The sequence below is a fragment of the Streptomyces sp. NPDC047002 genome (assembly GCF_040704505.1).
Lineage (GTDB): Bacteria > Actinomycetota > Actinomycetes > Streptomycetales > Streptomycetaceae > Streptomyces.
The window spans coordinates 19,886-31,899 of sequence record NZ_JBEYWC010000037.1; the positions used below are offsets into that span (position 1 = coordinate 19,886).

Here is a 12,014-nt window from a genome sequence, read left to right on the forward strand (position 1 = left end):
CGGCGGCTAGAATGTCCGCATGGCATTTCTCCTTGTGCATTAGCGGCGTCGAGCACCCTCCGCTGCCCTTCCGCCGTCCTGAACCGCCCTGGAGTCTTACCGTGATCACCGCATCCGGCGTAGAACTGCGCGCCGGCGCCCGCATCCTCATCGAGTCCGCCACCTTCCGCGTCGCCAAGGGCGACCGCATCGGCCTCGTCGGCCGCAACGGCGCGGGCAAGACCACGCTCACCAAGTGCCTCGCGGGCGAGGGCCAGCCCGCCGCGGGGACCATCACGAGCAGCGGCGAGGTCGGCTACCTCCCGCAGGACCCGCGCACCGGCGACCTCGACACCCTCGCCCGCGACCGCGTGCTGTCGGCCCGCGGCCTCGACACCGTCCTGAAGAAGATGCGGGAGAACGAGGACCGCATGGCCAACGGCCAGGGCGCCACCCGCGAGAAGGCGATGCGGAGGTACGAGCGCCTGGAGACGGAGTTCCTCACCAAGGGCGGCTACGCGGCCGAGGCCGAGGCCGCCACCATCGCGGCCGCGCTCGGCCTGCCCGACCGGGTGCTCGGCCAGCCGCTGCACACCCTCTCCGGCGGCCAGCGGCGCCGCGTCGAGCTCGCCCGCATCCTGTTCTCCGACGCGGACACCCTGCTCCTCGACGAGCCGACCAACCACCTCGACGCCGACTCCATCGTCTGGCTGCGCGACTACCTCAAGTCGTACCGCGGCGGCTTCATCGTCATCTCCCACGATGTGGACCTGGTCGAGACGGTCGTCAACAAGGTGTTCTACCTGGACGCCAACCGCTCCAGGATCGACATCTACAACATGGGCTGGAAGCTCTACCAGCAGCAGCGCGAGGCCGACGAGAAGCGCCGCCACCGCGAGCGCGCCAACGCGGAGAAGAAGGCCGCCGCGCTCAACTCGCAGGCCGACAAGATGCGCGCCAAGGCCACCAAGACCGTCGCGGCGCAGAACATGGCCCGCAGGGCCGAGCGGCTGCTCGCCGGGCTCGAAGAGGTGCGCCAGTCCGACAAGGTCGCCAAGCTGCGCTTCCCCGAGCCCGCGCCGTGCGGAAAGACACCCCTGACGGCCGAGGGCCTGTCGAAGTCCTACGGCTCCCTGGAGATCTTCACCGACGTCGACCTCGCCGTCGACAAGGGCTCCCGCGTCGTCATCCTCGGCCTCAACGGCGCGGGCAAGACGACACTGCTGCGGCTCCTCGCGGGCGTGGAGAAGCCGGACACCGGCCAGGTGACCCCAGGCCACGGCCTCAAGCTCGGCTACTACGCGCAGGAGCACGAGACGCTCGACCCGGAGCGCACGGTCCTCGAGAACATGCGCTCCTCCGCCCCCGACCTCGACCTGGTCGAGGTCCGCAAGACGCTCGGCTCCTTCCTGTTCTCGGGCGACGACGTCGACAAGCCGGCCGGGGTGCTCTCCGGCGGCGAGAAGACCCGTCTCGCGCTCGCCACGCTCGTGGTCTCCTCGGCCAACGTGCTGCTGCTCGACGAGCCCACCAACAACCTCGACCCGGCGAGCCGCGCGGAGATCCTCGGCGCGCTGCGCACGTACAAGGGCGCGGTCATCCTCGTGACCCACGACGAGGGCGCCGTCGACGCCCTGGAGCCCGAGCGGATCATCCTGCTGCCCGACGGCGTCGAGGACCTGTGGGGTGCCGACTACAAGGACCTGGTGGCGCTCGCCTGACCCGGTAGGGTGGTGCGCGCGGTGCCCTGCGGTGACCGGACGATCACCGCAGGGCACCGGAGTCCGCAGGTGACGGGCGGGCACGGCGGCGGTGATCCACTCCATATGGATCATTCGGCTCAGTGGTGATCCATCATCTGGGGGATGCCGTCTACTCCTGCGGCGCGGCCGCGTGCACTTTCCACCTGCCGGTGCCCCTCGCCGCGGCCTCTCCTTATCTCACCTGCTGACCAGCGGTTTCCTTCCCCACCAGCGGAAAGGTGACAGGCCGCGGCCATGGGAACGGCCAATTCCATTCGTGCTGGAATGTTGAAGTGCGCCCCCTCATGTCGAGCGGACCTTGCCGAACGGGTGGCCAGGAGGGCCGCTAGGGGTGATCATGAGAAGTCCAGAGCGCACTTCCCATGAGGAGGCACGGGTGGCCGAGACTCTGAAGAAGGGCAGCCGGGTGACCGGCGCCGCGCGCGACAAGCTCGCGGCAGACCTCAAGAAGAAATACGACTCCGGTGCGAGCATCCGGGCGCTGGCCGAGGAGACCGGCCGCTCCTACGGGTTCGTCCACCGGATGCTGAGCGAGTCCGGAGTGACTCTGCGGGGACGTGGCGGAGCCACGCGCGGCAAGAAGGCCGCCTCGGCCTGACCGTCGCCGGTCCGGTGGTGACCCCTGGGCGGCCGACCTGGTCGCCCGGTGGTTACTGTGCAGTCACTTAGCACCGCGCCGCACGGCGCGGCCGCCGTACTGCCCGGACCGGAGGCCCGCATGACCACCTCGGAATCGCTCGACCCCGTACCCGTCCTCGACAAGGACGGCGTGCGGCTCACCGTCGAGGACGCCGTCGCGACGGTGACGCTGACCAACCCGGCGAAGCGCAACGCCCAGTCTTTCGCCCTGTGGCGGGCGCTTGCCGAGGCCGGGGCGTCACTGCCGGGCAGTGTGCGCGTGGTCGTGGTGCGTGGCGAGGGCCCGTCCTTCTCCGCCGGACTCGACCGGCAGGCGTTCACGCCCGAGGGCTTCGAGGGCGAGCAGTCCTTCCCCGAGCTGGCACGCCTCGGCGACGCCGAGCTCGACGACGTCATCGCCGGGTACCAGTCCTGCTTCACCTGGCTGCGCCGCAACGACCTGCTGTCCGTCGCCGCCGTCCAGGGGCACGCCATCGGGGCAGGCTTCCAGCTGGCGCTCGCCTGCGATCTGCGGATCGCGGCCGACGACGCCCGGTTCGCCATGCGCGAGACCAGCCTCGGGCTCGTCCCCGACCTCACGGGCACCCACCCCCTGGTGAGTCTCGTGGGATACGGGCGCGCGCTGGAGATCTGCGTGACCGGGCGCTTCGTCCACGCCGACGAGGCGGCCCGCATCGGCCTCGCCAACCTCACCGTGGCCCGCGCCGACCTCGACGCGGCCGTCGCCGACCTGACGGCGGCGCTGCTCGCCGCGCCCCGCTCCGCCGTCATCGAGACCAAGGCGCTGCTGCGTGAGGCGTCGGCGCGTACCTACGACGAGCAGCGCGCCGCGGAGCGCGCCGCCCAGGCGAGGCGGCTGCGCGATCTCGCAGGACTCGGCGACTGACGGCCGGGGCGGCCGGTCCCTGTCCCGGTGATCAGTGATCAATTTCAAAGATCCATTCTGATGATCGAATTCGGGACCGGCCTTATTTCCCCTTGCGCATGGCTGAATTGTCTTTCCGTGTGACAACACTCTCGCCGTGCGAGCCTGTGAAAAGCCCTGATGTGGTGCGCGCTTTGCTCGCTCTGTGCCAGTCTTTCAGGGGTCCGCACGCGTGGCGCGACACGCGCGGGCGACCTCTGACGGAATGACAGGAGTGGGGCGGCGAGAATGGGCCGGAGAAAAGGCAGCATAGGCGCGGTGTTCCTGGTGGGGGCGGTACTCGCGGGGGCCGGCGCCTGTGGGGCCGGTGGCACCTCGGCCGCGGCCGACGCCGCGGCCCCGCACACCACGGCCGCGGCGCCGGCGCCGACCACGAGCGACCCCGCGCCCTCGGCGCCCGCCTCCTCGGCCTCGCCCACGCACACCGCGTCCGCCCCCGCGACCCGGCAGCCGAGCGCACCCGCCACGACGGCATCCGCGACACAGAAGAAGGCGCCCGCCCCGCCTCCGATGCTGCTCAACACCATCACGCCCACCGGCGGGGCGACCGTCGGCGTGGCGATGCCCGTCTCGGTCGTCTTCACCGACCCCGTGGCGCCCTCCGCCCGCTCCGCGGTCGAGCGCCATCTCAAGGTGTCGGCGTCCCGCGCGACGACCGGGGCGTGGCACTGGTTCAGCGGCACCCGGGTGGACTGGCGCCCGAAGTCGTACTGGAAGCCCGGCACCAAGGTCGCGGTCGACGCCGACCTGGCGGGTGTCTCCAACGGCAACGGCCGTGTGGGGACGCACAGTTACCACCACGCCTTCACCATCGGCGACGACGTGGAGGCCACCGTCTCGGTCACCGCGCACACCATGCGGGTCACCCGCGACGGCGCCACCGTGCGCACCGTCCCGATCGACGCCGGCAGCACGTCCTGGCCCTCCTGGGACGGCACCATGGCCGTGATCGACAAGCAGCCCAAGGTCCGGATGACCTCGTGCAGCGTCGGCATCAGCTGCGACAAGAAGGACAAGGACTACTACGACCTGACGCTGCCCTGGGACGTCCACCTCACCAACTCGGGCACGTACCTGCACTACTCGACGGGCGACCCGTACCCCGGGCACAGCGTCGGCTCGCACGGCTGCGTGCACCTCTCGCTGGCCGACGCCAAGTGGTTCTACCGCTACGTGAAGCAGGGCGACCCGATCACGATCACCGGCTCGCCGCGCGGCAAGGCGGCAGCGGACAACGGTTACGCCGACTTCAACCTCTCCTGGTCGCAGTGGCTCGCGGGAAGCGGCAGCGGCGCGGGCACCACCCTGCCGTACTGATGCCGCCTCTGCGCCACGGCAAGACCATTTCCGGGCGCAAAGGATGGCAGAGGGCGGCGGCCTCGCGGAAATGCCGGGAGAAAGCCGGAATTCCGGTCCGCGCCCGGTTTTCCCGCGCCGGGCTTCCGCCGCCCGCGGCGGCGGGGCTCATACGTGACCCGGGCTCCCCGGCCCGGTTTCCCGCGGCCGCCCCTTCAGCCGGGCGAAGCTGACACCGGCGTGCACCGCGAGCGCCGCCGGTACGCACAGGAGCAGCGCCCAGGGCACCACGCCGAACGCGGCGAGCACGCAGACGGCCGGAAGGGTGAGGAGGGTCGGGACCGCCGAGAGCAGGGCGGTGCGGATCCGGGTGCGGCTGTCCATGGCCTGGCTTCTTTCTGCGGGGAGGGCATGAGGGGGAGTGCGTTCAGGCGGGGGCGTCGCGTGCGCGGTCCAGATACGCGGCCAGCTCACGCCAGTCGTCGCCCGGCGCGCCCGGGTCCCCCGACATGGCGGCCGGGTCGTCGGCCCAGGCGGCCCGCACCCCGGCGGAGATGCCCGCGTCCCCGCCGGTGAACAGGGCGCTCAGCTCGTCCATCCGGGCCGCAAGCCTGCGGACCCGCTGGTCGGTGGCGGGGACCCCGGCCGCGCGGCACCGCTCGGCCCTGCGGTACAGCTCGGGCCACTCGACGTCGAGCAGGTAGTGGGCCGAGGGGCCGAGGGCGGCGGCCCGCGCGCGCAGCACCTCGATCCGGCCGCCGTCCAGATGGCGGCCGAGCGCCTCCAGGCTCTCGGGCCCGGTGCCGCCGAGCGCCCGCAGCGCGTCCAGCAGGGCGGCGGCCGGGGCCGGCCCGTCGGACGCCAGCGCACGGCCCAGCCGCACCAGCCGCTCCCGCAGGGCGCCGAGCGCGGCGATGGACGCCTCCACGCCCGCCAGATGGTCCTCGACCAGCCGCTCCGCGTCCACGCCGACGTCGAGGCAGACGGCGATGGTGTCGAGGCCCAGCCCCAGGCCGCGCAGGGCGAGCACCTGGTAGAGGCGCACGAGGTCCTGCTCGGTGTACTCCCGGTGGCCGCCCGAGGTGCGCCGCGAGGGGCTGAGCAGGCCGATGGCGTCCCAGTGGTGCAGCGTGCGCACGGTCAGGCCGCTCGCCTCCGCGAGCGGGCCCACCTTCCAGGTCCCTGACGTGGTCATGGACCCACCCTGCATCCTCACGCCGCGTGAGGTTCAAGCGGCGGCGCCGCCTTCTCTCGCACGCCCCTGCCGGGGGACCCGGCCTAGCAGCCCACCTCCGTCACCACCACGGCCACCGACCGCGTCCCGGGGCGCTGGGCGGCGAGCGCCAGGCGTACGGCCCGCGCCACGTCGAGCGGGCGGTGGCCGGCCGCGGTGGCCAGCTCGACCCGCAGGTCGCCCGCGGGGGACTCGGTCACGGCGCGGCCCAGCACCCTCGTCGGACGGGCCACTCCCGGCACGTCCGTCACGCCGGGTACCTCGTCCGGGTCAACGGGACCGGGTTTTTCCGCCGCCCCGGTGCCGGGGGCGTCCGGGCCCTTGCCGTCCCCGTTCCCGGCGTTCCCGGCGTTCCCGGCGTGCTCGGCGTTCTTCCCGCTCTCCGCGTTCTCCCCGGCATCCCCGTCCCGCAGCCCCGTGACCCGCAGGTCGACCCGGGTCACCCGCAGCCCGAGGGCCTCGCGTGCGCAGGTCGAAAGGGCCTCCCTGAGCCGCTCGGCCACCGCGGGCAGCGGCTCGTCGTGCCCCGCCTCGAACTCGGCCCGCACCGCGAGCGGCCCCGGCGGCAGCGCGCTCGGTGGCGGGGGCGGCCCGGCGCCCTCCCCTGCGGCCCCCTCTCCCTGGCCGTCCCGCTCCGCCGGGTCCTCCGCAGGGCCCACCCGGAGCCTGCCGAGGACGGCGGCCCCTGCCGTGGCCTGTTCTCCCGCGGCCCGCAGGGCCCCGGCGGCGGCCCGCTCGGCGAGCCAGGAGCCGTCCTCCGCTGAGCCGAGCGGCAGCAGCCTGCCGAGGCCCAGCCGCCGCCGTACCCCCGCCTGCCACCCCTCGCTGCCGTGCGTGTCGTGCGCAGTCGTCATGGAGGCAGCCTGCCGCATTCCCGGCGCGCAGTCCGGCAAGCGCACCTAATGTGGGACAGAGAGCAGCAAACAGTCCGGAAAGGGACGAGTGGCTATGCCTGAGAACACACCTCGTGACCAGTTCGGCTCCACCGGCTCCGGCGGCTCGAGCACGACGCCTTCGCCGTCCGGATCCTCCAGTGGCCAGTCGTCCGGCGGTTCGTCCTCCGGCAAGCGCGGCGGCGGCGCGCCCGCGTCGCGCGGCCGTACGACCATCGCGGACGGCGTGGTCGAGAAGATCGCCGGCCTCGCTGCCCGCGACGTGGTCGGCGTGCACGCCATGGGCAGCGGCGTGTCGCGGACCTTCGGCGCGATGCGCGACCGTGTCCCTGGCGGCGGCAGCGGCAAATCCGTGACGCGCGGCGTCAAGGCCGAGGTCGGCGAGGTGCAGACGGCGCTCGACCTGGAGATCGTCGTGGACTACGGCGTGGCGATCGCCGACGTCGCACGCGATGTGCGGGAGAACGTCGTCGCGGCCGTCGAGCGCATGACGGGCCTGGAGGTCGTCGAGGTCAACATCGCGGTCAGCGACGTCAAGCTGCCCGACGACGAGGACGACGACGAGCAGGACTCCCGCCTGCAGTGAGCAGCCGGTGAGACGGCGGGCCCCCGGCCCGGCAGACAGCGCAACCGACAGTGAGCGGAGTACGGGATGAGCATGGCGGTGGCCGGCCTCGCGGCCGGCGTGGCACTGGGGTTCGCCGGATATTTCGGGGGTTTCGGCGCGTTCGTGGTCGTGGCCGTGCTCGGCGCGATCGGTTTCCTCCTCGGCCGGTTCGCCGACGGCGACCTGGAAGCGGGGGACTTCTTCCGCAGCCGCGGCGACCGGGATCGGGACCGCGACCGCGACCGCGGCGACTGGCGGCGGTGAGCGCGTCGTGACGACGGCCCACACGGCGCCGGACCCGGACGACGTCGCGCCGGGCGAGCGCGGTTCGACGACGATCGCGGACCGCGTCGTCGCCAAGATCGCGGCGCAGGCGGCCCGCGAGGCCCTCTTCCACGGGGTCCCCGAGGGCGGCGACGTGCCGCACGCCGCGGTCACCGTGCACAAGGACCACGCGCGCGTCCGCGTCGGGCTCGAACTCGACTACCCGTCGGACATCGGCGCGCAGTGCGGCGCCGTCCGGCTGCGGGTCGCGGAACGGGTGAATCACCTGGCGGGGATGACCGTGCCGGAGGTGCAGGTCCAGGTCGAGCGGCTGCACTCGGTCGACTCCCGCACCACGGCGTCAGGAGGACCCCGATGAGCCACGAGCGGCCCACCGAGACCCTGCGGGACGCCCCGCGCGAGCGGCCGGGCGGCACCGGAAACACCGGACGTGCCGACCGGGCCCCGCAGGGGCACCGGCGCGCGGGCCGGTTCTGGTCGAGCAGGCGCGTGCCCGCCGCGCTCGCGGCCGCCGTCCTGCTCGGGGCCTCGGGACTGATGCTGTACGACGTGGTCTCCGTACGGGCCGACCGGCCCGCCATGTACTGGCGGCGCCGTCTCGCGCGGGAGCTCGCCGAACGGCACCTCGACAGCACGGCGGCCCTCGTCGGCGGGTCCGTGGCGATGGCGCTCGGCGTCTGGCTGATCTGGCTCGCCGTCACGCCCGGCCTGCGGGCGGTGCTGCCGATGCTCGGCCGCGGGCCCGCCGTGCGCGCGGGGCTCGACCGGGACGCGGCGGCGCTGGTGCTGCGCGACCGTGCGATGGAGGTGCCCGGCGTGCAGTCCGTCCGGGTCAAGGTGAAGCGGCACCGGGCGACGGCGCGCGCGCAGGCCCACTTCAGGCCGCTCGACGACGTGCGCGGCGACCTGGCGGACGCGCTCGCCGCGGGCGTGCGCGACCTCGGCCTCGCGAAGCCGCCCGCGGTCAGGGTGAAGGTCGCAAGGCCCCCGAAGAAGGGATGAGTGACGACGGATGTTCCGGTTGCTGCGGCTCGTGAACCGGCTGGCGCTCTGCCTGGCCGGCCTGGTCCTGCTGTGCGCGGGCGGCGTGGTGGTCGCGGTCGGCGCCGGCTGGTCCGTCCCGTCCTGGTGGCCGTACAGCGGGCCGCACGACACCCTGCTCAGCCATGCCGACCGCTACCGCTGGCGGGGCGAGGGGTGGTTCTGGCCCGTGGTGATCGCGGCGCTCGCCGTCCTGCTGCTGCTCGGACTGTGGTGGCTGCTGGCCCAGTTCAGGCGGGCGCGGCTGGCCGAGGTGCTGGTCGACAGCGGCGACGGGGAGGGCGCCCGCGTGTGCGGACGCGCCCTGGAGGACGTCCTGGAGCGGGAGACCGAGGCGGACGAGGGCGTCTCCCGCGCGCAGGCCCTGCTGACCGGGCGCCGCAGGCGCGCGCCCGCCGCCCGGATGAAGGTCCTGCTCGAACCGTACGCAGCGCCCGATGCGACCCTCGCCCGTGTGACGGACGAGGCCCTGGCCCACGCGCGTGAGTCGGCGGGCCTCGACTCGCTGCCCGCCGAGGTCCGCCTGCGCGCCGCCCGCCACCGGGCCGAACGCGTCAGGTGACGCGGACGCCCCTGCCGTTCCCTCGCGCACCGGGCGCGCGGCCCCTCAGAAGCCGCGCCGTGCGCCGCCGTCCACCGGGACCATCAGGCCCGTGAGGTAGGAGGCCGCGGGGGAGAGCAGGAACGCCGCGACCCTGCCGAACTCCTCGGGCGTCCCGTACCTGCGCAGCGGGGTGCGCGCCACCTGCGCGGCCCTGGTCGCCTCGGGATCCCCGCCCAGCGCGTCCAGCTCGCGCACCCGGTCGGTGTCGATACGGGCGGGCAGCAGGCCCACCACGCGGATGCCGCGCGGACCCAGCTCGTCCGCGAGGGACTTGGCGAAGCCGGCGAGCCCTGGCCTGAGCCCGTTGGAGAGGGTGAGGCCGGGGATCGGCTCGTACACGGACCCGGAGAGCACGAACGCGATCACGCCGCCCTCGCCGAGCTCCTCGGCCGCGGTGCGCGCGATCCTGACCGCGCCGAGGAAGACCGACTCGAACGCGTCCTGCCACTGCTCGTCCGCGGTGTCGGCCGCCGAGCCGGCCGGCGGCCCGCCGACGCTGACCAGCACGCCGTCGAACCGGCCGAAGCGTTCCTTCGCGCCGTGCACCAGGCGCTGCGCGGCCGTCGGGTCCGCGTTGTCCGCAGCGACGCCCAGCACGGCCGCGCCGCCCGCGCCCAGGTCGGCGGCGGCCGCCGCGACCTGCTTGCCGTCGCGGCCCGAGACCACGACCTTCGCGCCGTCCTCCGCGAGCGCCTGCGCCGCGGCACGCCCGAGCCCTCGTGTGCCGCCGGTGACGACGTACACACGGTCCTTCAGTCCGAGATCCATGGGGACATCGTTACCACGCGGGCCGCCCGGCCCGGCCGCCGGGCGCTCAGCCCTCGGCGTCGGGCGCGGGCGCGGGCGGCGGCACGGCGGGACGCCCCGCGGGCGCCACGTCCCGCAGCAGGTGGCAGAAGGCCGCCTCGTCGAGCACCGGGGTGCCGAAGGCGGCGGCCTTCACTACCTTCGAGGTCGTCGATCCCGGGTCGTTGGTGACGAGGAGGCTCGTCAGGCGCGACACGCTCGTCGCCACGTGGAGCCCGGCCTCGACGGCCCGGTCCTCCAGCAGGTCGCGGTCGACGGAGGTGTCGCCGGAGAACGCCACCCGCATGCCCTGCACCAGCGTCCCGCCCGGCTCGTAGCGCCCGGGGTTCGGGTACGGGCACGCCGGGCGCTTGCGCGAGGCGCGCCAACTGCGCGCGTAGCCGTGCCCGCCCGACGGCTGGTAGCCCACGCGGGGTCGCGCGGGGCTGTCCGTCCACTCCGTCAGCGGGCGGCATTCGAGCAGCGGCAGCCGCACGCCCCCGCGTGCCGCCGCCCGGAGGCTCGGGCGGAACGCCTCCGCCAGCACGCGCGCGTCGTCGAGCGCGTGGTGCGCGCGCTGCTGCACGACGCCGAAGTGCGCGGCGAGCGACTCCAGTTTGTGGTTGGGCAGCGGCAGCCCCAGTTCCTTGGAGAGCGCGATGGTGCACAGCCGCTGCCTGGTCGGCGCCGTCAGCCGCGCCCGCGCGTACTCGCGGGCGATCATCGACCAGTCGAAGACGGCGTTGTGCGCGACGAGGACCCGGCCGTCGAGCCGCGCCGCGAACTCCGCCGCGATGTCGGGGAAGAGGGGCGCGGCTTCGAGCACCTCGCTCGTGAGTCCGTGAATCCATACGGGCCCCGGATCGCGCTCCGGGTTGACGAGCGTGTACCAGTGGTCCTCGACCTCGCCGCGCGCGTCGAGCCGGTAGACGGCAGCAGAGATGATCCGGTCGTCCCGGGCGAGTCCGGTGGTCTCCACGTCGACGACCGCGTACCCCCGGGGATACGCGGCCGGCCATGGCGCTGCTGTCGTACGGTCGTCGAGCATGGTCACAGAGGATACGGGCCCGCACCGACAGCGCGGCGCGCCGCCCGCACGCCGCAGCGGCCCCGGGGCGCTCCGGATGAGACGCTCCCGCAGTGACGAACACGGATACCGGGCACGGCGGTTCGCCGGACGATCCGCGCGAACCGGGCGAAGCGCGCCGCGGTGCGCGCCCCGGGGGAGGCGGGGGAGCCCACGAGGAGCAGCACGGCGACGCGCTCGGCCCGCGCCTCAACTGGCTGCGCGCCGCGGTGCTCGGCGCCAACGACGGCATCGTCTCCACGGCGGGCATCGTGGTCGGTGTCGCGGGCGCGACCCCGGCGCGCGGCGCGCTTCTGACGGCGGGTCTCGCGGGGCTGCTCGCCGGATCGATGTCGATGGCCGCGGGGGAGTACGTGTCGGTCTCCACCCAGCGCGACTCCGAGCGCGCCGCCCTCGCCGTCGAGCGCCGCGAGCTGCGCGAGCAGCCGGAGGAGGAACTCGCCGAGCTGGCCGACCTGCTGAGGGAGCGTGGGCTCTCCGAAGAGGTCGCGGCCAGGGCGGCGCGCGAGCTGACGCGCCGCGACGCGCTGCGCGCCCACGCGAGCGAGGAGCTCGGCATCGACCCGGACGCCCTCACCGACCCCTGGCGCGCGGCGGGCGCGAGCTTCCTCTCCTTCACGGCGGGCGCGCTGCTGCCGCTCCTCGCGATCGTGCTGCCGCCGCAGCCGTGGCGGCTCACCGTGACGGTGCTCTCGGTGCTCGCCGCGCTGGCGCTGACCGGCTGGGGCAGCGCGCGCCTCGGCGCCGCCCCCGTCGGCCGGGCGCTACTGCGCAACGTGGGTGGCGGAGCGGTCGCCATGGGCGTCACCTACGCCGCGGGCGCGCTGCTCGGCGCCGCGGGCATCGGCTGAGCGGCCCCACACCGTCGCGCCGCG

At 74.1% G+C, this 12,014-nt stretch carries 15 protein-coding genes; 10 read left to right on the forward strand and 5 right to left on the reverse strand.

Annotated elements, in window-relative coordinates; translation table 11 throughout:
- Window positions 1-101 precede the first annotated feature (101 nt).
- The 4 genes from AB0910_RS26780 to AB0910_RS26795 all read left to right on the forward strand — a co-directional run bounded on the left by AB0910_RS26780 (window position 102) and on the right by AB0910_RS26795 (window position 4,623).
- A complete protein-coding gene (locus AB0910_RS26780) occupies window positions 102-1,700 on the forward strand; it encodes an ABC-F family ATP-binding cassette domain-containing protein (protein WP_366747214.1) in 1,599 nt (532 codons plus the stop codon).
- A 418-nt stretch (window positions 1,701-2,118) separates the two neighbouring features.
- The gene (locus AB0910_RS26785) at window positions 2,119-2,340 is read left to right on the forward strand and encodes a helix-turn-helix domain-containing protein (protein WP_006123601.1); all 222 of its coding nucleotides are present in this window, start codon (window positions 2,119-2,121) and stop codon (window positions 2,338-2,340) included.
- Window positions 2,341-2,460: 120 nt separating this feature from the next.
- On the forward strand, window positions 2,461-3,267 hold the full coding sequence (locus AB0910_RS26790) for an enoyl-CoA hydratase/isomerase family protein (protein ID WP_366747215.1): 807 nt from the start codon (window positions 2,461-2,463) through the stop codon (window positions 3,265-3,267).
- Between the two features lie 267 nt (window positions 3,268-3,534).
- A complete protein-coding gene (locus AB0910_RS26795) occupies window positions 3,535-4,623 on the forward strand; it encodes a L,D-transpeptidase (RefSeq protein ID WP_366747216.1) in 1,089 nt (362 codons plus the stop codon).
- Between the two features lie 147 nt (window positions 4,624-4,770).
- On the opposite strand, the gene AB0910_RS26800 is transcribed toward AB0910_RS26795, so the two are convergent.
- The 3 genes from AB0910_RS26800 to AB0910_RS26810 form a co-directional block, all read right to left on the reverse strand.
- Complete coding sequence (locus AB0910_RS26800; protein WP_366747217.1) at window positions 4,771-4,986, reverse strand: hypothetical protein; 216 nt, start codon at window positions 4,984-4,986, stop codon at window positions 4,771-4,773.
- Between the two features lie 43 nt (window positions 4,987-5,029).
- On the reverse strand, window positions 5,030-5,797 hold the full coding sequence (locus tag AB0910_RS26805) for a MerR family transcriptional regulator (RefSeq protein WP_366747218.1): 768 nt from the start codon (window positions 5,795-5,797) through the stop codon (window positions 5,030-5,032).
- Between the two features lie 83 nt (window positions 5,798-5,880).
- Window positions 5,881-6,690: a hypothetical protein gene (locus AB0910_RS26810; RefSeq protein ID WP_366747219.1), complete on the reverse strand. Its 810-nt coding sequence runs from the start codon at window positions 6,688-6,690 to the stop codon at window positions 5,881-5,883.
- Window positions 6,691-6,784: 94 nt separating this feature from the next.
- Here AB0910_RS26810 and AB0910_RS26815 point away from each other — a divergent pair, with 94 nt between their 5' ends.
- The 5 genes from AB0910_RS26815 to amaP all read left to right on the forward strand — a co-directional run bounded on the left by AB0910_RS26815 (window position 6,785) and on the right by amaP (window position 9,224).
- Window positions 6,785-7,315, forward strand: a complete 531-nt coding sequence (locus tag AB0910_RS26815; protein WP_366747220.1) for an Asp23/Gls24 family envelope stress response protein — start codon at window positions 6,785-6,787, stop codon at window positions 7,313-7,315.
- A 66-nt stretch (window positions 7,316-7,381) separates the two neighbouring features.
- Window positions 7,382-7,600, forward strand: a complete 219-nt coding sequence (locus tag AB0910_RS26820) for a hypothetical protein (protein ID WP_366747221.1) — start codon at window positions 7,382-7,384, stop codon at window positions 7,598-7,600.
- Between the two features lie 7 nt (window positions 7,601-7,607).
- Window positions 7,608-7,979, forward strand: coding sequence for a hypothetical protein (locus AB0910_RS26825; RefSeq protein WP_366747222.1), 372 nt, complete (start codon window positions 7,608-7,610; stop codon window positions 7,977-7,979).
- Complete coding sequence (locus tag AB0910_RS26830; RefSeq protein ID WP_366747223.1) at window positions 7,976-8,623, forward strand: DUF6286 domain-containing protein; 648 nt, start codon at window positions 7,976-7,978, stop codon at window positions 8,621-8,623. The genes AB0910_RS26825 and AB0910_RS26830 overlap by 4 nt, the downstream gene beginning before the upstream one ends.
- Before the next feature lie 10 nt (window positions 8,624-8,633).
- Window positions 8,634-9,224, forward strand: coding sequence for an alkaline shock response membrane anchor protein AmaP (gene amaP / locus AB0910_RS26835; protein WP_366747224.1), 591 nt, complete (start codon window positions 8,634-8,636; stop codon window positions 9,222-9,224).
- A 45-nt stretch (window positions 9,225-9,269) separates the two neighbouring features.
- Here the strand turns inward: amaP and AB0910_RS26840 are convergent, their stop codons facing one another.
- Window positions 9,270-10,034 carry an SDR family oxidoreductase gene (locus tag AB0910_RS26840; RefSeq protein ID WP_366747225.1) on the reverse strand — a complete coding sequence of 255 codons (765 nt, stop codon included), beginning with the start codon at window positions 10,032-10,034 and terminating at the stop codon, window positions 9,270-9,272.
- A gap of 46 nt (window positions 10,035-10,080) precedes the next feature.
- On the reverse strand, window positions 10,081-11,106 hold the full coding sequence (locus AB0910_RS26845) for a DEDDh family exonuclease (protein WP_366747226.1): 1,026 nt from the start codon (window positions 11,104-11,106) through the stop codon (window positions 10,081-10,083).
- A gap of 230 nt (window positions 11,107-11,336) precedes the next feature.
- Here AB0910_RS26845 and AB0910_RS26850 point away from each other — a divergent pair, with 230 nt between their 5' ends.
- Window positions 11,337-11,990, forward strand: a complete 654-nt coding sequence (locus AB0910_RS26850; RefSeq protein ID WP_366747268.1) for a VIT family protein — start codon at window positions 11,337-11,339, stop codon at window positions 11,988-11,990.
- Window positions 11,991-12,014 lie beyond the last annotated feature (24 nt).